Source organism: Actinoplanes couchii, assembly GCF_016862075.1.
In the GTDB taxonomy this organism is placed as follows: Bacteria; Actinomycetota; Actinomycetes; order Mycobacteriales; family Micromonosporaceae; genus Actinoplanes; species Actinoplanes couchii.
Genome location: NZ_BOMG01000092.1, coordinates 60,316 through 82,380, shown reverse-complemented (window position 1 = coordinate 82,380; position 22,065 = coordinate 60,316). Strand labels below are relative to the sequence as shown.

The window sequence follows — 22,065 nt, the reverse complement described above, 5'->3', positions numbered from 1 at the left end:
GTCACAGTCAAATCGGTCGGCGAAGCTCGGTGGTGACAGGGAGGAGCGGGCGGATGACTGCGGTATCGGCCGGACACGGCGCGGGAGTACAACTGATCTGTGACGGGTGCGGCACCAGCACGACGTCCGACGGCTGCGGGATGCACGACACCGAGGTCGTCTACGTCGCGATGGAGTCCAGCGGCTGGACCGGGACGGCGTTCGCCCGGGGCCCGCACCACTGCCCCGCCTGCGCCGCCGACCTGGTGATCCTGCCGCCCGGCCCGCGGCCCCGGCACGCCGGCACCGACCGGGTCAAGCTCCGCCTCGAACCGACCGCCGCGATCGTGACCGTCGACGGCGACGTCGACCTGGACGCGGCAGTCGAGCTGTGGTCGGTGCTCGAAGCGGCCGCCTCGGCCCGGCTCACCGTCGTCGTCGACCTCGCCGCGGCCGGCACCGTCGACTCGATCGGGGTCGGCGCCCTGGTCCGCGGGCGCAACACCGTGCAACGGCGGCGCGGGGAGCTGGTGCTCGCCGGGGCGTCGCCGTTCCTGCAGGCGGTGCTGCGGACCATGCGGCTGGCCACGGCGTTCCCGGTGTTCCGTACCGTCGAGCACGCCCTGACCGTGACCCGCGGCCGGCGGGCCATGACCAGCGGGACGGCATGCTGACCAGCAGGTGCACACCCCCGTTCCGGATGTGGCTGGCCTGGCGGGTGTTCTCGGCCCGCACCCACGACCGGCACCGTCGTTGCCGGCAACGGTTGCGGCCGCGCGGGCGGCGGCCCGGGCGTTAGCTCATCGCCAGCGGGTCGGGTGGGAACAGGTCGTGGCCGTCCCACGGGTCGACCGGCACCGGGTGGTCCGGTTCCGGCTGCATGACCCGGGTCTGCGGCAGAGACTTCTCCTTCGGTGGGATCAGCTCGACCATGGTTCTGGCGAGTTCCGCCTTGGTGCTCGCGGCCATCGGAGCCTGAGCCGGCATCACGCGGGTCTGCGCGGGTGAGGGCGCAGGTGCCGGGGAAGGCGCCGGGGGCGCCAGCAGTTCGGCGGCCGTCGCCCGCTCCGCGCCCAGTTTCGCCCGCGCCGCGTCGAACACCGGCCCGGTCAGCCCGGTCAGCGGCTCGGACCGCCACTTCTCCAGCACCCGCCGCACCTCACCGGTGGCCTCGCCGAGGTTGCCGGTCCGGTGCTCGTCCCGGGCCCGGCCCACGGCCGCCCGGAACGCCCCGGTGTCGACGGTGCTCTCCGGCGCGCGCAGCACGTAACCACCGTCGGTGAACGCGATCAGCGACGTCCGGTACGGGTCGAGGACCCGGCGCAGCCCGCCGATGTAGCGCAGCACGATGTCCTCGCCGTTCTCCGGCGGATCGGTGCCCCACAACACGCCGATGATCTCGGCGATGGACACCGGCTGCCCGGCCCGCAACAGCAGCAGCCCGAGCACCGCCTGCTGGTTACGCGGCCCGACGTCGACCGGTTCGTCGCCCCGATACGCGCGAACCGGCCCGAGAACCTCGAACCGCAGCGCATCGTCGCCCATCCCGAACTCCCTCGACCAGCGGATTCTCCCGTGGCCATTCTGCAACAGCGCGTCGATCAGACGGTGCTCGGCGGCTTCCGGCCCGACCGGCGGGGTGCGAATCGCCGATCCCGGGACGGCCCGGATATGTAAGGAATGCTGCCCGTTTCCTGGGCGTATGCCGTTGGTGATCGTCCGGTACGCTCGCGGCCCATGTGCCCCGTCACGTCTACAGAGGAACGCCGATCGTGACTCTGCCGTTGCGCCCCAACGATCCCGCCCGGCTGGGGCGGTACGAACTGATCGGCCGCCTGGGCGAGGGCGGGATGGGAAGTGTCTACCTCGGCCGGACGCCGGACGGCAGACAGGTCGCGGTCAAAGTCATCCGGCCGGAGTACGCCGACCAGGACGAGTTCCGGGCCCGGTTCCGCAGCGAGGTGGAGAGCGCCCGCAAGGTGCCGTCGTTCAGCACCGCCGCGGTGGTCGACGCCGACCCCGACCACTCGACGCCGTACCTGGTGGTCGAGTACGTGGACGGGCCCAGTCTCACCCGGGTGGTCGCCGAGCGCGGCCCGCTGACCGGCGGTGACCTGCATGGTGTGGCGATCGGGACGGCCACCGCCCTGACCGCCATCCACGGCGCCGGGGTGATCCACCGGGATCTGAAACCTTCCAACGTGCTGTTCTCGCTCGGCTCGCCGAAGGTGATCGACTTCGGGATCGCGCGGGCCTTCGAGGCGACCACCGACCACACCCGCTCCGGGCAGGTCGTCGGCACCGTGTCGTACATGGCCCCGGAACGATTCGACCTCAAGAGTGACGCCGTGGGGCCGGCCGCCGACGTCTTCTCCTGGGGCGCCGTCGTCACCTACGCGGCCACCGGGCGCACCCCGTTCCACGCCGATACGCCGACCGGGGTGGTCGCCGGGATCCTCACCAAGGAACCCAACCTGGACGGGGTTCCGGAGCCGCTGCGCACCATCGTGACCCGGGCGCTGGCCAAGAACCCGGCCGACCGGCCGACCGCCACCGCCCTGCTCGACATGCTGATCCACCCCGACCGGATTCCCCCGGCCCCGGTGGAGAAGCCGGCCGACCAGCCGGTGGAGATGCCGCCGGGAAAGCCGTCCGCACCGTCGCTGGAGGAGCCGGCCAAGGGCAGCCGCCGGGTTCTCGTCGCGGCCGCGGCGGGCGTGGCAGTCGTGCTGCTCGGGGTGTCGGTGGGGGCCTGGGCGCTGACCCGGACCACGGACCCGGTGATCGCGATGCCGCAGGCGATGACCTCCGGCGCCGCCGGGCCCGCCGTGTCGGCGGCCACCCGGCCATCGGCCAGCGCCCCCGCCCCGGCCGCCGCTGCCGGCGGTGGCGCCACCCACCGGCCGGCCACCGGTGCCGGTTCCGGAGGCGACGGCGCCGTCACCACCCCGTCCCGGACGGCGGCCTCGCCCTCGCGTACCAAAGCAGGCACCTCCGCAGTGGAGACGTCGAAACAGACCGGTCTGCCGAAGGTCAAGGTCGCCGATGGCGCCGCCACCGAGTCGAAGGCCTATTTCGTACGGAACCTCGGCACCGGCCACTGCTTCGACATGCCCTCGTACGAGTCGAATCCCAGCGAGACCCCGATCGCGCACTTCGCGTGCCGCCCGACCGAGGTCGACAACCAGGAGTGGAAGTTCATCCCCCGGTCCACCGGTGAGGGTTACCACCTGTACTGGATCCAGAACATCGTCGACGGGATGTGTGTCGACGTGCCCGGCGCGTACGCGGTGGAGGCGGGCACCGGGCTGATGTCGATGGGCTGTTACGACAGCCCGGACAACCAGTACTACCGGCTCGAGCCGAAGGGGATCTCGGGTGGGCTGCGCTACTTCTGGCTGCGGGAGGTCGTGTCGGATCTATGTGTCGCCGCCTCCGGGACCATGGGTGACCAGCTGGTTCTCAAGGCGTGCGGGGCGGGCGACAACCTGCGGTGGGCGCTGCTGACCAGATCCGAGTTCTGAGCCGCTCGTCACCACCGGCTTGTGGGCCGGGGTGAATTCGAGCAGGCTGGGTGCTGCGCCACGGCCTGTTGATGCGGGCTGTGCGCGGTGCCCGCCCGGACACCGGTGACCTTCGCTTGTCGAGGAGTGACACCGGATGTCCCCGGGTTCCTTCCTGTCCGTGTTCCGTCAGCCCGGTGTGTGCCGTCCGGCCGCCGGAGCGGTGCTCGCCTCCCTCCCGGTCGGGATGCTCGGCCTCGCCGTGCTCCTGCTCGTGCAACGCTCCGAAGGCGGGTTCGCGTCCGCCGGGCTGGCCGTCGGGTTCCTCGGGGCCGGGACCGCTCTCGGCATGGTCGTGCAGGGGCGTCTGATCGACCGCCTCGGGCAGACGAGAGTTCTGCTGACCGCGGCCGGGGTGCAGACGCTCGCGATCGTGGGGCTGGTGCTGGCCGGGAACTCCGGAGTCCTCGCCGCGGTCCTGGTGTGCGCATTCCTGTCCGGTGCCTGCGAGCCCCAGGTCAACGCCAGCATGCGGGCGTTGTGGCCGACACTGGTGCCGGTGCCGATGCTGCCCACCGCGATGACCCTGTCGTCGGTGATGTTCGAGGCCCCGGTGCTGGTGGGGCCGCTGCTGCTGACGGCCGCCCTGCCGTTCACCACCCCGGCCACCGCGATCCTGCTGTGTGCGGCCCTGTTCACCGGCGGAGCCCTGCTCCTGGCGACCAGCCGGGCCTCCCGCTCCTGGCAGGCCGTGCGGGGAGTGCCGGGGGACCGGCGGGCCGGGCTCGCGGGTGCTCTGAGCAGTGCCGGAGTGCGGACCGCTCTGCTTGCCGGGATCGGTCATGGGCTGGTCATCGGCATGGTTCAGGTGTCGGCGGCGGCGCTGTTCACCGAGCGGGCCGGGCTGATGTACGCGGCGATCTCGGTCGGCAGTCTGACCGGGGCCCTGGTCTGGGGGACCAGGCTGCAGGGTGGGCGTCCGGCCCTGCGGATCGCCGGGCTGCTCCTGCTGTGCGGGCTCGCCGCCGGGGCGGCCGCGCTGACGGGCACGCCGCTGGTGTTCGCCGGTGCGCTGTTCGTCCTGGGGCTCGGTCTGGGGCCGACCGGGGTGCTCAAGTTCAGCCTGGCCGGGCGCACCGCGCCGCCCGGGCGCGCTGTCGAGGCCTTCACGATGATCGCCGCGGCCGGGGTGAGCGCCATCGCCGCCGGTTCGACTCTGGCCGGTGCGATCGCCGATCGTTCGGGCCCGGTCACCGCCCTGATCGCGGCGGCTGCCGTGGCCACCACGGTCGCGGCGATCCTGGCCGCCCGCGAATCCCGGCGGAACCACCTGGTCGGCGCTTTCCACTCGTGACGCGGCGAGGCGCGCCAGGCCGGCCGCATCTCTGTCGGCCGTGTTCCCGCCGGTCGCGTCTCTGTCGGCCGCGTTCCCTCCGGCCGAGTCTCTGTCAGCCGCGCCCCTTCTGGCTGAGTCTCTGCCGGCCGCACCCTTCCGGCCGCACCCTTCCGGCCGCACCCTTCCGGCCTCACCTTTCTGGGCTCACCTTTCCGGCCGCGCCTCTGCCAGGCGTGGCCGGGCGGCAAGGGCCTGCAACCCAGCCTCCTAGGATGCCAAACGCGGTGTGGCGACGCTTTCCTCGCCGCGGCCGGCGGCGACGCTGACGGTGCAGGGGAAAACCCCTGCACCCCGGGCTTCGGGCTGGATCAGGCGTGTTTCACGGTCAGCGTGTAGAACTTCACCTTCGCGCCGTTGGTGGTGCTCTCCGAGGACGACTGGTTGTAGGAGCCGGCCTTGAAATACTGGCGGTAGGGATGGAATGCCGACGGGATCGTGTACGTGGTCCGCGTACCGTTGATCGTCAGGTTCAGTTTTTTGCCGTTGACGTTCAGGGTGTAGGTCCATTTTGTGCCCAGCGCGACACTGCCCACCTTGTGCAGGGTCTGCCCGCTGGCGTCGGGGGAGTTCTGGGTTCCCAGGTAGATGTCGCCGTTGGGCCGGTAGTACAGCTCGGCCAGCGGTTTTGTCGACGTTCCGCCGGTGCCGAGTTTCACCTGGCCGACCGCCACGTTCTTGGTCACCGAGACGATGCGGAGTTGGGCGTTCAGCGTGTGGTCGCCGGACAGGGTCCAGTTCGCGGCGCTGCCGTCCGGGTTCATCTCGCGCAGTTCGGAGCGGGCATAGTTCGAGTTCGGTGTGGTCACGCCTTTTTCCGGGGCCCAGAACGTCATCGAGCCGTCGTTCTTGTCGGTCCAGAAGTAGGACGGGTTCGTGTAACCGGCTTTGAGCCGCGCCGCGGAGATGGTCTCGGGGCTGCCGGGGGATCCGACGGGCAGTTGCAGCGACCACACGGACAGGTCGAAGTTGCCGCCGGGCGGCAGCGCCGGGTCGAGGGCCGCGGCGGAGGCGGTGCCGGTCCCGGCGATGCCGAGGGATCCGGCCGTCACCGTGGACAGGGCGGCGGTGAACAGGGTGCGTCGTTGCACGGGCTCGACCTCTTCGCTTCGGGGATGGTGCGTCAAGGGGACCAGCCCTCTCAGCGACCCCGCAAGAACGACAACCTTAAATATCCTTAACAGCTGTCGAGAGGAGGCGCGGCGGCGGGAGCCGGTGGTACGGCGGCGGCCAGCAGCCGGTCGGCCAGGTCCGTTCGGTGGTAGAGCATCGAGCGGCCGTGTCGTGTGCTGGTCAGCAGGCCCGCCGCGCGCAGGGCCCGGAGGTGCTGGTTGACCGCGGTGGGGGTCACCCCGAGGCGGGTGGCGAGTTCGGTCGACGAGGTGGGTGTGCCGAGGCGGGCCAGGAGTCCGGCCCGGTGGGTGCCGAGGAGGCCGGCCAGGGCGCCGGGTGCGGGCAGGGGTTCGGCCTCCCACAGGCTGGCGCTGCCGCGGGCCAGGTAGAGGATGTGTGGCTGCATGGTGGCGGACACCGGTGCGGAGACGCCGCGGTTCCACATCGACGGGATGAGGGTGAGGCCGCCTTCGGTGCGGCGGTGGTAGCTGAGGCCGGATCCCAGGTGTACCTCGACGGTGTCGCCGGTGAGTCGCACTCCGGGGGACAGGCCGGCGAACATGGCGGCTAAACCGTGCTGGGCGATCTCGCGGCCGCGGTGGGTGACGTCGCCTTCGAGGAGGGCGCGCATCCGGGGCCAGTGCGGGGCGAAGCAGAGTTTCCAGTAGCCGTCGAGGGCTTCCACGGCCCGGCCGAGGGCGCCGGGGTGGTGCCACGGGGCGGGGATGTGCTGTTCGTCGCCGTACAGCTGCAGCAGTTCGGTCCGGATGGTGTCGGCGGGTGTGGTGGTGAGGGCGGTGAGTTCGTCCTCGACCCGGGTGAGCGGGGAGTGTGGTGGGGGCGTGAGGAAGTCGGGGGTCCAGCGCCACTCGGTGATCAGCGCGTACAGCATCTCGGTGTCGAGTTTGTCGCGCAGGGGTTGGGTGGCGCGGATCCACGGCAGGTGGACGGGGTAGCGGCCGGGGTCGCGCCAGGTGCGCAGGGACATGACGAGTTCGGCGAGTGGGGAGATCGCGAACCGGACGCCCGCCAGGTCGTGTCCGTCGAGCTGATAGAGCACGGGCATGAAGCAATACGCTACATCGATCGCTTGTGGTTCGTCGAAGCGGTCGACTGTCGAGGTGAAAACGATCGAACGTGCCCTGATGTGGGCGACGGTGGCGGGGTCGACGTCCAAGGGGCTGATGTACAGCGTCAGCGCGCTGTTCTTCACGACCGTCGTCGGGTTGAGTCCGGCGACCGTGGGTGCGGGGCTGACCGTGGCCGGTTTCGTCGGGGTGCTGACGTCCTATCTGGGCGGCCGGCTCAGTGACCGGTTCGGGCCGCGGCGGGTGCTGCTGGGTGTGGTGGTGACGCAGGCGGGCGCGCTGGTGGCGTATGCGATGACCCGTAACGCGGTGATGTTCGTGCTGGTGGCGTGTGTGGCGGTGGGTGCCGAGTCGATGTTGCGGACGGCACGGGTGACGTTGGTGGCGCGGGCGTTCACCGGTGCGGGGCGGATCGCGGTGCGGGCCCGGTTGCGGGTGGTGGACAACGTGTCGATCGCGGCGGGTTCCGGGGCGGCGGCGGTGGCGCTGGCGGTGGGTACCCGGCCGGCGTATCTGACGGCGGTGCTGAGTGCGGCGGCGCTGACGTTGTCGTCGACGGTGGCGTTGCGGCGGTTGCCGGACGTCGCGGTCGACGTGGCGGAGAAGTCCGGGGCGGCGCCGTTGCGGGATCGGCGGTATCTGTCGGTGGTGGCGTTGCACTCGGTGATCGCGATCCAGTTCGTGCTGCTCACCGTGGGGATGCCGTTGTGGGTGGCGGGGCATACGACGGCGCCGCACGCGACGGTGGCGTTGTTGCTGGTGCTGAACACGTTGCTGGTGACGTTCTTCCAGGTGCGGGCGACGCGGCTGGTGACCGATGTGCCGTCCGCGGGCCGGGCGGTCCGCAACGGGACGGTGTTGTTGCTGGTGGCGTGTGTGGCGTACGCGGCGGCGGGTTATCCGGGGACGTGGGCGGCGGTGGGTCTGCTGGTGGTGGCGGTGGCGGCGCACACGTTCGGGGAGATCGTGTCCGAGGCGGGTGGCTGGGAGCTGGCGTTCGAGTTGGCCGATCCGGCGAACACCGGTGCCTATCAGGGGGTGAGTCAGGCCGGGATGGCGATCGGGCGGGCGTTCGCGCCGATCGTGGTGGCGTCGACGGCGATCGGGCTGGGGCTGCCGGGCTGGTTGCTGCTGGGTGGGGTGTTCGTGGCGGCGGGCACCGGGACGCGGTTGATCACTCAGGGCAGCAGGACGCGGGCGAATCGTTCGAGTTCGGCGTCGTCCAGTGGGGTGTCGCGGATCTGAGGCCACATGACGGTGCCCTGCATGGCGAGGTAGGCGACGGTGCGGACGTCGGTGGTGATCTCGCCGCGGTCGACGGCGCGGGTCAGGAGCCTTTCGAGCATGGCGATCGTACGGTCGTTGGCGGCTCTGACGACGGCTTGTGAGTCGGGTTCGCCGGCGGCGGCGATCAGTGCGCGTCCTTCGGGGAGTGCCGAGTTGGCTCTGATCAGGGCGAGTGCGGCGATCAGGTCGCCGCGGGCGGTGCCGGTGTCGGGGTCGGTGTCGTAGCGCTGCAGGACCGGTTCGACGACCGTGGCGAGCAGGGCGGTCTTGGTGGGCCAGCGCCGGTAGACGGTGGTGCGGCTGACGCCGGCGGTGCGGGCGACGGCGTCCATGGCGAGGCGGGCGAAGCCGACCCGGTCGAGTTCGGTGAGGGCGGCGGCGCGGACGCTCTCGATGACGTGGGTGCTGCGGGGGCCGCGTTGCACGCCGCGGGTGCGTCGGGGTTCGTCGGTCATCGGCTCGAACCTTATCGGGCGCCGATCTTGCGGACAATGGCAACAGTGTGTTGCCATTGCGGCATGTCGACTTCTGAGGTCTCCCGCAAATCCCTCTCCGAGCTGATCTCGCTGTCCGGTCGCCGTGCGGTCGTCACCGGCGGCGCCCGGGGGCTCGGCGCGGCCATCGCGTCCCGGCTGGCCGAGGCCGGCGCCGACCTGCTGATCGGCGACATCGAGGAGGGTCTGGCAGTGCGGACCGCCGAAGACCTCTCCCGGCGGTACGGGGTGAGCGCCCTCGGAGCCGCCCTGGACGTCACCGACTCGGGCTCGGTCAGCGCGCTCGCCGACCGGGCCGTCAGCGAACTCGGCGGGCTGGAGATCTGGGTCAACAACGCCGGGATCTTCCCGGCCATGCCGGTTCTGGAGATGACCGACGAGCTGTGGGACCGGGTGCAGGCCGTCAACGCCCGCGGCACCTTCGTCGGCGCCCGGGAGGCCGCCCGCCGGATGACCGGCGGCGGCGCCATCGTCAACATCATCTCGACGGCCGGGTTCCGGGCGAGTGCTCCGGGGCTGGCCGCCTACGTCAGTTCCAAGCACGCGGCCCGCGGTCTGACCCGGGAGCTGGCCCTGGAACTGGCCCCGGCCGGCATCCGGGTGCTCGGTGTCGCCCCGAGTCACGTGCCGACCGAGGGCAACATCCTGGCCGCGCAGGAGGCGATGGCCGCCCTGGCCGCGCAGGGGGTCGAGCTGCCGCCGACGCCGCTGATGGTGAACGGCCCGATCGGCCGGCCCGGGGTTCCCGACGACATCGCCCGGGTCGTGCTGTTCTGTGCCTCCGACCTGGCGAACTTCATGACCGGCAGCACGCTGATCGCCGACGGCGGCAGTATCGCCTGAGCGCCCGGCGGCCGGGGATCAGGCGATCTGCTGCCACCAGGCGTCGATCTCCGGCGGGTTGTCCACGTCGACCCGCTCGCCGGGGCGGGGGATGGCCAGGCGGACGTCGCGGGCCTTGGCCTCGCGCCAGGTGCGCTCCGGCGGCTCGGCCCACTGGTGCGGGGCCAGGTCGAAGGTGGCCCAGTGCACCGGGATCATCAGGCCGCCGCGCACGTCCAGGTGGGTGGTGACACCCTCCTCGGGGAACATGTGGATGTCGGCCCAGTCCGGGCTGTACGCCCCGACCTGCACCAGGGTGGCGTCGAACGGGCCGTGTTCGGCGCCGATGTCGGCGAAGCCGGGGAAGTAGCCGGTGTCGCCGGAGTAGAAGACGCTCCGGTTCGGGCCCTTGATCACCCAGCTGGCCCAGAGGGTGTCGTCGCGGCTGACCCCGCGGCGGCCGGAGAAGTGCCGGGCCGGGGTGGCGACCAGTGCGATGTCGCCGACGGTGGTGCTCTCGTTCCAGTCCAGCTCGACGATGTTGGCCTCGGGCACCTGCCAGGTCTCCAGGTGCGCGCCGACGCCGAGCGGGACCACGAACAGCATGCCCGGCTGCAGGGTGGCCAGTTGCTGGACGGTCGGCATGTCCAGGTGGTCGTAGTGGTCGTGGGAGATGACCACGGCGTCCAGGGCGGGCAGGTCGGCGAGCGGGACCGGCGCCTCGTGCAGTCGTTTCGGGCCGGCCAGCCGGGACGGCGAGCAGCGGTTGCTCCACACCGGGTCGAGCATGATCCGGTGGCCGTCGATCTCGACGAGGGCGGAGGAGTGCCCGTACCACGTGATGTGCAGTCCGGTTTTCTCTCCGGCGGTCGGGTTCATCACCGGGACCGGGCCGTGCGGGCGCCGGCTGCCGAGTGCGGAGGCGGCCACCCGGGGGATCGCGGTCAGGGGGATGCCGGTGGCGGTGGGCACGGTGTTGCGGAACCGGCCTTCGGAGAACTGGGGTGAGGCTTCCACCCGGGTACGGCGTGCGCCGGCGGCCTTACCGCCGAGCTGGGCAGCGATGGTCATGACGCAAATGTAGGCGGTGATCACAATGTAGTCAACGCATACTATGTTGGCGTCGCTCACATCACGGTAGGGTGGGGGTATGAAGATCCGCCCTTACCACCACGGGGACCTTCGGGCCACGCTGCTGACACTCGCCGAGGACACCCTGCGCGGCCGGGGCGCCGCCGAGCTGTCGTTGCGGGAGCTGGCCCGCGAGGCAGGCGTCAGCCCGGCCGCGCCGAGCCGCCACTTCAAGACCAAACAGGCGCTGCTGGACGCCCTGGCGATGGAGGGCTTCGACCGCCTCGACGAGGTGATGACCGCGGCGCTGCACGAGGCCGGCGACGCTTTCACCGACCGCCTGGACCGGCTGGCCCGGGCCTACATGAGCTTCTCCGTCGACAACGCCGCCCTGCTGGAGCTGATGTACTCCCGCAAACACGACCCGGACGCCGCCGAGGAGTTGGTGGCGGCCACCCGGCGCCTGACCGGCCTGGTGAACCGCGTGATCGAAGACGGTCAACGACGCGGCGAGGTCCGCCCCGGCGACGTCGACCTGCTGGTGCTGCCGCTGGCCGCCGCCTTGCAGGGGCTCACCGCCCTGCTGCAGAGCGGAGGCTTCTCCACCACCCAGATCGAACAGGGCCTGACCGAGACGATCGCCTTCATCCAGCGCGGCTACGCCCCCTGAGCCGTTTCCCGGTGGCGGCCGCCCGCCGCCGGAGCGCGGGCGGGACTGCGAGTCCCCCGGCCCGGTGGACGTGCTCGGGTCAGAGGCGCGGGATCTCCCGGACCTGGCGGTCGGGCGACGTGAGGGACGTGGGACTTCCTGGGTCTGGTGGGCGTGTGCGGGTCGGAGGTGTAGGACCTCCCAGGTCTGGTGGACGTGCGTGGTGAGGAATGCGGATTCGCTGGGTCCGGTGGGTGAGTGCTGGTCAGGGGCGTGGGATCTGCCAGATCCGGATGGTTCCGGCCCAGTCGCCGGCCGCGACGTGGATGTGGCCGTCGGCCTTGATCGCGGCGACGCACGTGAACTGGCCGGTGCCGGTGCGGACCGGCGACGCGGCCTGCCGGCCGGTGCGGGCGTCCCAGGTGAGCACCGCGTCGGCGGCGGCCTGCAGGACCAGGCCGTCGACCAGGAGGAGTTGCTGGTTCCAGCCGGCCTCGCCCCGGAAGTCGGCGACCGGTTCGCCGGTGGCGACGTCGTGGACGTAGATGTCGCCGGTCTCCTCCGGCCAGACGCCCTCACCGGACGCCCGGTTCTTGTCGGCGTCAACACCGTGCGCCACCACCAGCCGACCGTCCACCAGTCCGAACGCGCCATGACAACCGTCGTCGGTGGTCGTTGTCGGCGGCCGGACCGGTGCGGCGGCGGCCACATCCCAGAGGGTGATCCGCTCACCGTCCTCCCAGGAGGAACCGCCGGTCACGGCCGAACCGCCGCTCACCGTCAGAGCCAGCAGGCGCCCGTCGAGCACCGCCAGATCCAGCAGCGTCGCCGGTCCCGGCAGCCGCATCGTCGCATGCCCGGTCCCGGTCGCGGCGTCCCACACCCGCAGCACCATCCCGTCGACGGCAGCCATCAGCGGCCGGTCATCCACGACGGTCGCCGCCAGCTGCCCACCGCCGGGAAGTGGTTCGGTCAGGCGCCTGCCGCCGGGATTTGGCTTCGCCGGGCGCTCACCGTCGGGAAATGGCTCACCGAGCGGAGTGCCGGCCACTGGATCCCACCGCCGAACCCCTGATCCGACACCATCCGAGCTGTCGCTGGGTCTCGGAACGCCGCCGGGAGTGGCCGATCGGTCATCACCATCCGAGTTGTCGCTGGAAGTTGGAACGCCACGGGGAGAGGGCGAAATGCCGGTAGGAGTGTCGCTGTCGGGAAGCTGGGCGTCATCGGGGACGGGGCTGCTGGAGAACAGGATGTCTCCGCCGAAGGTCAGGCCGGCGACGGGGCCGGATGTGATCGGGGCGCCGACGGGGGCGCCGGTGAGTGGATCCCACCGGCGGATCGTGCCGTCGTCTCCACCGGAAGCGAAGAGTGGGCGGCCGCCCACTATGCCGCCGGTGATCGCGCTGACCCGTTCGCCGTGGCCGGGGTGGCGCAGCGGGCCGTCGAGCGGCCACATCCGCACGGTGCCCGAGGCGTCGGCTGACACCGCTACCTCGCGTCCCTGCCATTGGGCCAGCGTGACGGCGGTGACCGGGGCGGTGTGGCCGGTCCACGGTCCGCCGATCAGCTGGCCGGGATTGCCGAGTCGGCCGGGATTGCCGAGCGGCTGGCCGGGATTGCCGAGCAGTTGGCCGGGATTGCCGAGCGGCTGTCCGGGATTGACGTTCCACACCCGTACCGAACCGTCGGCGGATCCGGTGACCAGGTGCGCGTGGTCGTCGTTCTCGCGGTAGCGGCCTGCGGTGATCACTTCCGGACGGCGCATGATCTCGGTGCGCCGGACGTCGTCCCAGAGGTGGAAACCGTCGTCGCCGATGATCACGTCGACCGGATGGTCCTCGGGGAGTTCGGGCAGCGGTACCCGGGTGAAGGGGACGCCCTCCTCGACGTCGTAGAAGATCGCCGGATCACCGTTGAGCACGGCGAGGATGCGCCCGGCCCGCTGCGCCCAGCCGCCGAACGATCGGACCGCCCCACCGTAGTACGGCGACCGGACTCCGCTCACCGACAGTTCCCCGGCCCGTCCGGCGGTCACCGTCAGTGGCCCGAGCGTGGTGGCGGAGGGGATCGGGGCGGGCGTGCCGATCTCCGTACCGGCAAGGATGTCCCAGCCTCGAACCGTGTCGTCATCGGACACCGTGACCACCTCCCGGCCCCCGGCCAGGCCGACACCGACGGCCACCGGCGACGCAGGCCCGGAGATCGCCGGTCCGATCGGCACCCCGGTCGAGGCGTCCCGCACCGCGATCGTGCCCCGGGCCGTGACGGTGGCCAGGAGCACCCGGCCGTCGCCTTGCCCGAGGGTGACCAGGTGGGCGCTGTGCAGCAGGGACCGGTCGGGCAGCAGTGCCCCGGTGTCCAGGTCGGCGAACCGTACCGGCAGCCCTTCGTCGTCGGTGCCGGCGAAGACCAGCACCGTCCGGTCGCCGACCAGCCCCGCTGTGATCGTCTCCGGTCGCAACGTGCCCAGCGACTCACGCATCACGAGGTCGGCGTCCCAGCCGCTCTGCTCCGACATGGGCGACAACCTATCGAAGCGAAACCACGGCCCCGGGCCTGCCAGACTGCGTGCATGGACGACTACGAGCCGGTGGATCCGCCGGAACTGCACTCGGCGGCGATGTTCGGGATGTCCGGTGGCCAGGTCGAGGCGCTGATCCGTGGTACGCCGGATGTCGACGGGCTGTGGTGGGGGCGCACGCCGCTGTTCGAGGCGGTGCTGAACCGGGAGCCCGAGATCGCCGGGCTCCTGGTCGCGGCCGGCGCCGATCCGTGGCTCGAGCAGATGGACGGCTGGTCGCCGGCGCGGCTGGCGCTGGCCGGTCCGGAGCCGGGGCTGTTCGGGCCGGTGCCGCCGGAGGTGTGCTTGACGGGCGAGGAGCAGGCCGCCGTGTCGCGGGCGGAGCGGATCATCGCGGTGCTGGCCGGTGAGGAGCCGTACGCGGCGAGTTTTGCCTGTGTCGCCGAGGTCGGCGTGGCCGAGGTCGCCCGTCGCCTGAAAGGGGAGCCGGTCGAGGTCGGCGACTTCGACGAGTGGGTGATGGAGCAGGGGGAGGCCGAGGACGAGGTGGTGGGGGTGACCGCGGTGCCGGGTGGCTGTGCGGTCGTCCGGTGGAACGGCTTCTCCGCGTCCACGCCCGGGGTGATGGCGCTGCTCACCGCCGGTACCCGGGGTTACGGCATGTACGGCAACCCGAAGAGCGGTAATCAGGGCTGCTGGTTCCGGGACGGCGCCGAGCTGGACTCGGATCTGCATCCTGGTGGCGGTCAGGTGTCACCGGACGACACCGGCGACGAGGTGTTGCGGATCTTTCTGTATCAGGGGCATGCGATGGCGTACTGCTGCGATGTGGTGGGTCTGGAACCCCGGGACGCGCGGGCCTTCACCGGTCCGCCGGACCTGTTGCTGCGCCTGCCCGCCATGGAGTTCTGGCCGGCCCGGTGAACGGCCGGACCCCGGGGTGAGGTCCGGCCGTTCACCGGGCCGGGGTCAGGCCATGACCTCGCGGTCGGCGTGCCGGGACGGGCGGGCGACGATCGCGGCGATCGCGAGCAGACCGAACCCGAAGATCCACAGTTGCTGGAGGTCACCGGGTGACAGCAGCCAGCCCTCGCCCAGGTCCAGGGCCCGCAGCGTGTCGATGGTCGGGCCGAAGGCGAAACCGTCGCCGTGCAGCACCTCGCCGTTGCCCAGCGGGTCGGTGACCGTCAGGTACCGCACCAGGGACGTGACGAAGCCGAGCGCGGACGGGATGGTCAGGGCCAGGCCGGCGGCGGTGAGCACCGCGCCGGGCAGTGGACGGCCGGCTTCCCGGATCCGGTGGGTCAGCGCCACCCCGGTCAGCCAGCCGGCGACCAGGCCGAGCAGGGCGCCGGCGACGGTCAGCGGCACGTAGGCGGCGGTCCGCTGGGGCCAGCCGGCGAGGGACAGGTACGGCACCCCGTTGGCGTCCGGGTAGGCGTAGACGGTCAGGTGGACCCCTTCGCTCTCGGCGCTGAAGTGGGTGTTGTCCAGGACTCCGCCGGCGGCGGTGCCGGTCAGCAGTGGGCCGGTGCGCCAGCCCTCGGCGGCCAGTTTCTGCCGGGCCGACTCGGCGGCCGCGGCGGTGTCGGTGCCGGCCGGGACGGTGCTGCCGGCCGACAGGTTGTGGCCGTAGGTGGAGCCGGTCACCTCACCGGGCAGCACCTGCTGGGCCAGGGGGATGGCCTCGGGCAGGGTGGCGTAGGTGAGGGCGCCGAGCCAGGAGCCGGCGGCCGCGCCGAACGCCCCGCCGATCAGCAGTGTCAGGATGGCCGCGACCAGGGCGAACGGGCGGCGTACCGGGGGCCGGAAACGTTCCCGGAGTCCGTCGATCATCAGCATCCTCTTGGCTTCGGCGGTGGGCCGGCCGGTCGGGCCGGCCATCTCCAGCAGGGTGTCGATCAGCTCGGCGCCGTGCTTGCGGCGGATCCGGGCCGGGTACGCGGCGAGAACGGTCCAGTCGGTCATGCCGCACCTCCGGCGACGTCGGGGCGCAGGGCGAGCTGGCGGTCGGCGGCGTCGGCGCGGCGGCGCAGTCGCGCGGACTGGTCGGCCAGGGCGGCGGCGCCGTCGTCGCTGAGCCGGTAGTAGCGGCGCAGCCGGCCGTCGACGGCCTCCTCCCGGTCGACGGCGATCAGCCCCTGCTGGTCCAGGCGGTCCAGGGCGCCGTAGAGGGTGCCGGGGCGGAGGTTCACCTCCCCGTCGGACAGGCGGGTCACGGCTTGGACGATTCCGTAACCGTGCAGCGGCTGAGCCGCGAGCACGGTCAGGATCAGATAGGTGGGTTCCTGCACGTCGAAGACAGTACGGTCACCGATGTATAACGTCAACCGTAGTGTTCCACCTATTGCTGTGCGTGATCGCCGTCCGGTTGATCAAGAGCATCCGTTCGGCGCACGACAGCGTTCCCGGCAGGAATTACCTTGTGGGACGGCCCAGCCGAGGGGGAAGACGTGCAGCCGAACCGGGACAGGTATTTCGACGCGTTACGGGCGTTGGCGATCATCCGGGTGGTCCTGTTCCACGCGTTCCCGTTCGCCACCCTCGAACTGATCTTCCCGTCGATGGGGGTGATGTTCGCGCTCGGCGGCTCGCTGATGGTCAAGTCCCTGGACCGCAGCGCCGTCGGGGCGGTGCGCAACCGGATCCGGCGGCTGCTGCCCGCGCTGTGGGCGATGGGCCTGATCCTGGTGCCGCTGATGTTCCACTACGGATGGCCGGACCACCCGTCCTGGCCCCGGCTGCTGCTGTGGATCGTGCCGATCGCCGACCCGCCGTCCAGCGAGTTCGGCTACTCCGCGGCCGGTGTGCTGTGGTACCTGGTGACGTACCTGTGGCTGGTCCTGCTCTCGCCGTTGCTCCTCGCCCTGTACCGGCGCGCGCACCTGGTGACGGTGCTGCTGCCGCTGGCCGGGCTGGTCGCGCTGACGATGTACCCCGGGGTGTTCGGGGAGACCGCCGGCTGGGTGCTGCAGAACGTCCTGGCGTACGCCTCCTGCTGGGTCCTCGGCATGGCCCACCGTGAGGGCGACCTGGCCCGGGTGCATCCGGCCGCCGTGATCACCGTCGGCGCGGCCTGCATCGGCGGGGCGCTGGCCTGGGCGTGGACCCACCCGATCGAGAACCACATGGACCTGACCAGCATCCCGGTGGCGTACGCGATCTACGCGATCGGTTTTGTCCTGCTCCTGCTGCGCTGGTCCCCGCCGATGGGCTGGCTGGCCCGCACCCGGCCGCTGGACGGCTTCGTGTCGATGGTCAACAACCGTGCGGTGACCATCTACCTGTGGCACAACGTGGCCATCACCATCGCGGTCGCGTTGTTCGACCCGCTGCAACTCTGGAAGATCCCGACCCAGGGCCTGGAGTACGTCGCCGACTTCAGCATCGCGATGGCCCTGCTGGCGGTCGCGGTCCTGGCGCTGGGCTGGGTCGAGGACGTCGCCGCCCGCCGCCGCCCCCGGATCTCCCCGTTCGTCAAACGGGTCGCGCTTCCGGCCGGCCCGGCCCGCGGGGTGGCGTCGGTGCCGATTCGCTGACGGTCAGGATCTTCCCGGGGGAGTGGAATTCGGGGCTCCGGAAAATCTGCTCGAACATCCCTGGGAACGCATGTTGACCAGCGTTGAATAGCTCGATAGGGGTTCGCTCGGTGACGCCCGCATAACCGTCATCGAGAAGTTCGGACATATGCTCCTGGTTCCACATCTTCGTAGACTTCATACTGATGTCTCGTTATGAGTGCTTTTCGTTTCGCGCCACGACCGGAGAAGGGTGGGGCGATGTCCGGAACATTTGCGGTCCGGGTGATGCCCGATGACCGCCGTCGAGCGATATCAACCCGAGCTTCGCGAATTCCTGCTCGCTGCAGGGCCGTCGTTCATCGCGACCGCGGGGCTCATCGCCAATATTATCCAGATCGTCACGGTGGGCAGTGTCACCACCGCCGGGCTGGTGGCTTTCGGTTTCGCCGTGACGGCGACCCTGGCACTCACCGGGGCCAACCTCGTGAGCCGTGGGCGGAAGGACGCCAAAGCGGCGGACGAGCTTGAAGTGGTGCGAACCGCCTTGGCGGCCTTCGCCGCATACCGGCCGTATCGGGAAGAATTGATCATTGTCTTCGACGTCGGCACCGATCAGATCGAGGAGCACCATGTCACGACGGCCCTGCAACAGGGCAACGTGGTCTCCTGGTGCAACCTTGAACCGGTCACACGTGGCCCGATCCAGAAAAGCCTGGATTGGGATGACCTCCATCTTGACGTTTACCGACCGGGGAACTCGTCCGGGACGGCCCGGCGTGCCGTCCCGATCCGGCTGCCGGGTCGCTCCAATCCCGCTCTGATCCTCTTCGCGCCGCCCTCGGCAAGTGTGGAATGGAACGCGGACTACTTGTCGCCGTCGTTCTGGGATCCGTTGCGGCGCGACCACGCGCAGCGGTTCGAATGGACTCCGCCGGCGGTCGGGCCGGACGAGCCGCCGGGCCGGCGCAGCCCGGTCCGGATGGTCACCTTTCGCTTCCGGGTGCCTGCCACGCTGGGGACGCTTGATGAACCTTTGAAGCCACTCCCGGATGGTGTCACCTTCCGGCGTGACCCGACAGGGATGCACGAATACACGATCGAGAACACGGCCGGGCTCCCCGGTGACGCCGGGTCTCCGTTCAAGCCGATCATCCTGTCCCTGAAGCTGATCCCACGAGAGGCGGCGACATGACGGCGTACGTGCGGCTGGCCAGGGTGGGGGGCGTCGCGGCTTGGGTGGTCCCGGTGGTGGTGACCTCTATCAACCTCCTACTCGTGGTCGGTGTCAGTGCCGGTCCCCGGGCGGCGCTGACCGGGGCTGGCTCCCTGTTGGCCGTCGTCGCCGTACTGCTGTTCGGGTTGCGCAGGCCAGCGACGGTGCCGGAACCCCCGGATCCGCTCAGTGTGTTCACCGAGGACTTGGAACTGACGGTCTGGGTCGGTGCCACTGCCAGAGAGGACCGTGTCCGGGAACGCCGCCGTACCCGGCCCGCGCGGCGGATCGAGACACGGACACTCCGGTTGGTCTCGCCCTATCCGGTGGCCGACACCGACAAGGTGTCGATCACCCCGGTGGTACGGGTGACGAACCTGCCGGACATCGAGACAAGCTGGATGCCGATCGACGATGCCGGGCGGGGGTTCGTCCACTTCGTTCCGGCGGTGAACGGCGAGGCATTGGAGTGGGAACTCGACTATCACGTCGCCGGTGGGTTATGGAGCCCACTTAGATCGGTCGGTCTCGATGTCTTTAAATACGACTTCCGGACGCCATTATTCATGATGGGTGATTTCACGGTCCGATTCGTGTTCGGGATGGCCGTGGGGACGATCTCGGTCCAGGAGCGTAACCGGTACGGCGAACAGCGACTGGAGATCGACGAGGCGGCTGGCACGAAATCCATCGTCTGGACGATGGGATCATCGATTCCAGCCACCAGGTACGAGTGGGATATCCGCATCGAATGGGTGGATTCCGCGACTTGATCAAGCCCTCGGCAGTTACCATCATTGACGGCATGATTCTGATCATGAACGGAGCGGGCTACGCGAAGTCCGCTGTTTGTCAATGGGGGCGATGATGTCGAGACGTCACATCGACCGGGGTGGCGAAGGCTCCGCCGGCTGACCATATGGCGTGATGGACAGCGGCGACGGGCGACAGCCCGTCACCGCTGTTACCTCCATACCGGCACGATCAGGCGATCAGCGAGGTCGTCATTGGTACCACAGCGAGGGACCTCAGCCGAGTTCACCCAACGCAGGCTTGTCAGCCGGTCACTCAGGCCCAGTCTTGGCGCTGACCATCCGGGTGTCCTCGGCGCGCTGGGGCTTGCCGAACAACCAGCCCTGGGCCAGGTCGCAGCCCTGTTCACGCAGCCAGTCGCGCTGGGCCTCGGTCTCCACGCCCTCGGCCACCACCCGCAGGTCCAGGGCGCTGGTCATGGCCAGCACCGCCCGCACGATCTGCTCGTTGGCGCCCTGCCGGCCCACGTCGGAGACGAACGAGCGGTCCAGTTTCACGATGCCGACCGGCAGCCGGTTGAGGTAGCTCAACGACGAGTAGCCGGTGCCGAAGTCGTCGATGGCCAGCACCACACCCAGGTCGTGCAGGGCGTTCAACGTACTCAGAGCGGTGTCGATGTCCTCCATCACGCCCGACTCGGTGATCTCCAGCCACAACGCCGACGGCGGCAGCCCGGTGGAGGCGAGCACGTCACGGACCACGGCGACCAGTTTGCGGTCGCGCAGCTGGCGGACCGACACGTTCACCGACATGTGCAGCGGATGGGCTTCCGGCCCGCGTTCGGCCCGCCACTGGGCGAGCCGGCCGGCCGCCTCCCGCAGCAGCCACGCGCCGGCCTCGACGATCATGCCGGTCTCCTCGGCGACCGGGATGAACCGCAGCGGCGGGATCGCCCCCAGCTCCGGATGCTCCCAGCGCATCAGGGTCTCGAACCCGTCCAGCTCGCCGCTGGCCAGGTCGATGATCGGCTGGTAGGTGGCGTACAGCTCGCCGCGCCGCAGCGCCCCGCGCAGCGCCTGTTCCAGGGTGATCCGGTCGTGCAGCCGGTCCCGCAGCGACGTGTCGAACAGCGCCCACGTGTTGCGCCCGGACTCCTTCGCCTGGTACATCGCGGTGTCGGCGTCACGGATCAGTTCGACGGCCTCGCTGCCGCCGCTCGCCTTGGCCACCCCGATCGACGCGGACACCACCACGTCACCGACGGACAGTGCGAACGGGCGCCCGAACAGGTCGAGGACCCGGCCGGCCACCGATTCGGCGAGGATGCTGTGCGACGGGCTGGACAGTGCGATCACGAACTCGTCGCCGCCGATGCGACAGACCAGATCGCTGCTGCGTACGTGGGAGCTCAGTCGCGTGGCCACCGCGCACAGCAGCTCGTCCCCGACCTGGTGCCCCCAGTGATCGTTGATCATCTTGAACCGGTCGAGGTCGATGAAGAGCAGACTGATCTCCTGCTGCCCGGCGGTGGCCTGATCACCCCAGGTGGTGATGGTGTCCTGCAGCAGCCCCCGGTTCGGCAGATCGGTCAGCGCGTCGTGGGTGGCCCGCCGCCGGATCGAGTCCTCGGCCCGGGCCCGGGAGTTGCTCGACCACGCCACCCGGAACAGCACCACCGTCACCAGCACCAGCACCAGCACGCCGCGGACGTTCTTGTCCAGCGACCCCTGCGGCGGCTGCAGCGTCGCGACGACCACCGGGATCAGCAGCGTCAGCATGATCGCCAGCATCCGCCGTTTGGAGATCTTGCGGACCAGCCGCTGCTGCGGGGTGACCAGCATCCGCCGCGACGGGTGCAGGGCGGCCGCGCCGAGCAGCAGCAGCGCCGCGGTGTGCAGGGACAGGACCAGATCCGCCGGTACGCCGGCCAGCGCACCGTCCCCGATCAGGTAGAGCAGGTCACCGGCGAACAGACTGGCCGTGCCGAGCAGCGCCGTCCAGAACGACGGCGCGCGATGACCCCCGGCCAGGCCCAGCTGGGCCACCAGCGCCAGCAGCACCACGTCGACGATCGGGAAGAACGCGTTGGCGAACTGGACCGCCGGCTGCCCGGTGCGCTCGATCGCCGGCGCCACCACGAACGTCCACGCCATGCACGCGAACGTGGCGCCGACCAGCACCGCATCGATCCACGCCGGGTCCTCCGGGTCGGCGCGGCGCTGCAGCAGGATCCGGGCCGCCGCGTACGCCGCCAGCAGATATCCGGCGATGACCACCCCGTCCAGCGGCAGCGACACCGTGGTCGGCGGGGACCTGTCGTCGCCGACCAGCACGGTCCGCAGCACCATCCCGGCGACGATCAGCAGCCCGGCCAGGTACAGGTGCCGCAGCGGCACCTGGCCTTCCGGGGTCGCGGTCCGGGCGGCGTACCAGATCGACGCGACCCCGCTGAGCACCGCGGTCACCGACAGCAGCGCCTGCAGCGGCGCCGGCACCATCGGCAGCACGGCCGGCACCAGCACCGCCGCGACGACCAGCCGCCACGCCACGGACCGGCTGCGCCGCAGCGACGAGCCCTGGGCCGCGGCCGGCGCGGAACGCTCGGCGTCGGTGCGCGCGGAGGCGAGCACGGGGGTCACGCCCCTCCCATCGGCA

General features: G+C 70.7%; 19 protein-coding genes. 10 read left to right on the top strand and 9 right to left on the bottom strand.

The features are described from left to right. The first annotated feature begins 53 nt into the window (after nucleotides 1-53). Nucleotides 54-653, top strand: coding sequence for an STAS domain-containing protein (locus Aco03nite_RS36380; RefSeq protein WP_203804338.1), 600 nt, complete (start codon nucleotides 54-56; stop codon nucleotides 651-653). 121 nt (nucleotides 654-774) lie between these two features. Here Aco03nite_RS36380 and Aco03nite_RS36375 read toward each other — a convergent pair whose 3' ends face one another. Continuing rightward, nucleotides 775-1,524, bottom strand: a complete 750-nt coding sequence (locus tag Aco03nite_RS36375) for an AfsR/SARP family transcriptional regulator (RefSeq protein ID WP_203804335.1) — start codon at nucleotides 1,522-1,524, stop codon at nucleotides 775-777. 227 nt (nucleotides 1,525-1,751) lie between these two features. On the opposite strand from Aco03nite_RS36375, the gene Aco03nite_RS36370 reads away from it, so the two are divergent. Further along, entirely contained in the window at nucleotides 1,752-3,503 is a 1,752-nt protein-coding gene (locus Aco03nite_RS36370; protein WP_203804332.1) for a serine/threonine protein kinase, read from the top strand. A gap of 136 nt (nucleotides 3,504-3,639) precedes the next feature. Beyond that, nucleotides 3,640-4,836 carry an MFS transporter gene (locus Aco03nite_RS36365; protein ID WP_203804330.1) on the top strand — a complete coding sequence of 399 codons (1,197 nt, stop codon included), beginning with the start codon at nucleotides 3,640-3,642 and terminating at the stop codon, nucleotides 4,834-4,836. 350 nt (nucleotides 4,837-5,186) lie between these two features. Here Aco03nite_RS36365 and Aco03nite_RS36360 read toward each other — a convergent pair whose 3' ends face one another. Continuing rightward, nucleotides 5,187-5,966: a polysaccharide lyase family 7 protein gene (locus Aco03nite_RS36360; RefSeq protein WP_239145733.1), complete on the bottom strand. Its 780-nt coding sequence runs from the start codon at nucleotides 5,964-5,966 to the stop codon at nucleotides 5,187-5,189. Between the two features lie 86 nt (nucleotides 5,967-6,052). Then, the gene (locus Aco03nite_RS36355) at nucleotides 6,053-7,054 is read right to left on the bottom strand and encodes an ArsR/SmtB family transcription factor (RefSeq protein ID WP_203804328.1); all 1,002 of its coding nucleotides are present in this window, start codon (nucleotides 7,052-7,054) and stop codon (nucleotides 6,053-6,055) included. Nucleotides 7,055-7,109: 55 nt separating this feature from the next. On the opposite strand from Aco03nite_RS36355, the gene Aco03nite_RS36350 reads away from it, so the two are divergent. Then, on the top strand, nucleotides 7,110-8,321 hold the full coding sequence (locus tag Aco03nite_RS36350) for an MFS transporter (protein ID WP_239145732.1): 1,212 nt from the start codon (nucleotides 7,110-7,112) through the stop codon (nucleotides 8,319-8,321). Here the strand turns inward: Aco03nite_RS36350 and Aco03nite_RS36345 are convergent. After that, nucleotides 8,255-8,818, bottom strand: a complete 564-nt coding sequence (locus Aco03nite_RS36345; RefSeq protein ID WP_203804324.1) for a TetR/AcrR family transcriptional regulator — start codon at nucleotides 8,816-8,818, stop codon at nucleotides 8,255-8,257. The two genes, Aco03nite_RS36350 and Aco03nite_RS36345, sit on opposite strands and share 67 nt — an antisense overlap. A gap of 63 nt (nucleotides 8,819-8,881) precedes the next feature. On the opposite strand from Aco03nite_RS36345, the gene Aco03nite_RS36340 reads away from it, so the two are divergent. Then, entirely contained in the window at nucleotides 8,882-9,700 is an 819-nt protein-coding gene (locus Aco03nite_RS36340) for an SDR family NAD(P)-dependent oxidoreductase (protein ID WP_203804322.1), read from the top strand. A gap of 18 nt (nucleotides 9,701-9,718) precedes the next feature. On the opposite strand, the gene Aco03nite_RS36335 is transcribed toward Aco03nite_RS36340, so the two are convergent. Further along, nucleotides 9,719-10,750: an MBL fold metallo-hydrolase gene (locus tag Aco03nite_RS36335; RefSeq protein ID WP_203804321.1), complete on the bottom strand. Its 1,032-nt coding sequence runs from the start codon at nucleotides 10,748-10,750 to the stop codon at nucleotides 9,719-9,721. Nucleotides 10,751-10,829: 79 nt separating this feature from the next. Between Aco03nite_RS36335 and Aco03nite_RS36330 the strand changes: the two genes are divergently transcribed. Beyond that, nucleotides 10,830-11,420 carry a TetR/AcrR family transcriptional regulator gene (locus Aco03nite_RS36330; RefSeq protein WP_203804319.1) on the top strand — a complete coding sequence of 197 codons (591 nt, stop codon included), beginning with the start codon at nucleotides 10,830-10,832 and terminating at the stop codon, nucleotides 11,418-11,420. Nucleotides 11,421-11,664: 244 nt separating this feature from the next. Here the strand turns inward: Aco03nite_RS36330 and Aco03nite_RS36325 are convergent, their stop codons facing one another. Beyond that, complete coding sequence (locus Aco03nite_RS36325) at nucleotides 11,665-13,920, bottom strand: WD40 repeat domain-containing protein (protein WP_203804316.1); 2,256 nt, start codon at nucleotides 13,918-13,920, stop codon at nucleotides 11,665-11,667. A 54-nt stretch (nucleotides 13,921-13,974) separates the two neighbouring features. Here Aco03nite_RS36325 and Aco03nite_RS36320 point away from each other — a divergent pair, with 54 nt between their 5' ends. Further along, nucleotides 13,975-14,847: a DUF6461 domain-containing protein gene (locus tag Aco03nite_RS36320; protein ID WP_203804314.1), complete on the top strand. Its 873-nt coding sequence runs from the start codon at nucleotides 13,975-13,977 to the stop codon at nucleotides 14,845-14,847. Nucleotides 14,848-14,892: 45 nt separating this feature from the next. On the opposite strand, the gene Aco03nite_RS36315 is transcribed toward Aco03nite_RS36320, so the two are convergent. Both Aco03nite_RS36315 and Aco03nite_RS36310 read right to left on the bottom strand, forming a co-directional pair. Further along, nucleotides 14,893-15,891 carry a hypothetical protein gene (locus Aco03nite_RS36315; RefSeq protein WP_203804311.1) on the bottom strand — a complete coding sequence of 333 codons (999 nt, stop codon included), beginning with the start codon at nucleotides 15,889-15,891 and terminating at the stop codon, nucleotides 14,893-14,895. Continuing rightward, nucleotides 15,888-16,217 (bottom strand): PadR family transcriptional regulator, encoded by a 330-nt coding sequence (locus Aco03nite_RS36310; RefSeq protein WP_203804309.1) that lies wholly within the window; start codon nucleotides 16,215-16,217, stop codon nucleotides 15,888-15,890. The genes Aco03nite_RS36315 and Aco03nite_RS36310 overlap by 4 nt, the downstream gene beginning before the upstream one ends. Before the next feature lie 159 nt (nucleotides 16,218-16,376). On the opposite strand from Aco03nite_RS36310, the gene Aco03nite_RS36305 reads away from it, so the two are divergent. The 3 genes from Aco03nite_RS36305 to Aco03nite_RS36295 all read left to right on the top strand — a co-directional run bounded on the left by Aco03nite_RS36305 (nucleotide 16,377) and on the right by Aco03nite_RS36295 (nucleotide 19,430). Next, nucleotides 16,377-17,462, top strand: a complete 1,086-nt coding sequence (locus Aco03nite_RS36305; RefSeq protein ID WP_203804307.1) for an acyltransferase family protein — start codon at nucleotides 16,377-16,379, stop codon at nucleotides 17,460-17,462. 274 nt (nucleotides 17,463-17,736) lie between these two features. Beyond that, complete coding sequence (locus Aco03nite_RS36300; protein ID WP_203804305.1) at nucleotides 17,737-18,636, top strand: hypothetical protein; 900 nt, start codon at nucleotides 17,737-17,739, stop codon at nucleotides 18,634-18,636. After that, nucleotides 18,633-19,430, top strand: coding sequence for a hypothetical protein (locus tag Aco03nite_RS36295; RefSeq protein ID WP_203804303.1), 798 nt, complete (start codon nucleotides 18,633-18,635; stop codon nucleotides 19,428-19,430). The genes Aco03nite_RS36300 and Aco03nite_RS36295 overlap by 4 nt, the downstream gene beginning before the upstream one ends. 291 nt (nucleotides 19,431-19,721) lie before the next feature. Here Aco03nite_RS36295 and Aco03nite_RS36290 read toward each other — a convergent pair whose 3' ends face one another. Then, complete coding sequence (locus Aco03nite_RS36290) at nucleotides 19,722-22,049, bottom strand: putative bifunctional diguanylate cyclase/phosphodiesterase (RefSeq protein WP_239145731.1); 2,328 nt, start codon at nucleotides 22,047-22,049, stop codon at nucleotides 19,722-19,724. Nucleotides 22,050-22,065: the final 16 nt, after the last annotated feature.

Excerpts from the sequence above, each read along its gene's own strand:
- Aco03nite_RS36380 (WP_203804338.1), top strand. The coding sequence starts at position 54 with ATGACTGCGGTATCGGCCGGACACGGCGCGGGAGTACAACTGATCTGT.
- Aco03nite_RS36375 (WP_203804335.1), bottom strand. The coding sequence starts at position 1,524 with ATGGGCGACGATGCGCTGCGGTTCGAGGTTCTCGGGCCGGTTCGCGCG.
- Aco03nite_RS36365 (WP_203804330.1), top strand. The coding sequence starts at position 3,640 with ATGTCCCCGGGTTCCTTCCTGTCCGTGTTCCGTCAGCCCGGTGTGTGC.
- Aco03nite_RS36355 (WP_203804328.1), bottom strand. The coding sequence starts at position 7,054 with ATGCCCGTGCTCTATCAGCTCGACGGACACGACCTGGCGGGCGTCCGG.
- Aco03nite_RS36345 (WP_203804324.1), bottom strand. The coding sequence starts at position 8,818 with ATGACCGACGAACCCCGACGCACCCGCGGCGTGCAACGCGGCCCCCGC.
- Aco03nite_RS36340 (WP_203804322.1), top strand. The coding sequence starts at position 8,882 with ATGTCGACTTCTGAGGTCTCCCGCAAATCCCTCTCCGAGCTGATCTCG.
- Aco03nite_RS36335 (WP_203804321.1), bottom strand. The coding sequence starts at position 10,750 with ATGACCATCGCTGCCCAGCTCGGCGGTAAGGCCGCCGGCGCACGCCGT.
- Aco03nite_RS36330 (WP_203804319.1), top strand. The coding sequence starts at position 10,830 with ATGAAGATCCGCCCTTACCACCACGGGGACCTTCGGGCCACGCTGCTG.
- Aco03nite_RS36325 (WP_203804316.1), bottom strand. The coding sequence starts at position 13,920 with ATGTCGGAGCAGAGCGGCTGGGACGCCGACCTCGTGATGCGTGAGTCG.
- Aco03nite_RS36320 (WP_203804314.1), top strand. The coding sequence starts at position 13,975 with ATGGACGACTACGAGCCGGTGGATCCGCCGGAACTGCACTCGGCGGCG.
- Aco03nite_RS36315 (WP_203804311.1), bottom strand. The coding sequence starts at position 15,891 with ATGACCGACTGGACCGTTCTCGCCGCGTACCCGGCCCGGATCCGCCGC.
- Aco03nite_RS36300 (WP_203804305.1), top strand. The coding sequence starts at position 17,737 with ATGACCGCCGTCGAGCGATATCAACCCGAGCTTCGCGAATTCCTGCTC.
- Aco03nite_RS36295 (WP_203804303.1), top strand. The coding sequence starts at position 18,633 with ATGACGGCGTACGTGCGGCTGGCCAGGGTGGGGGGCGTCGCGGCTTGG.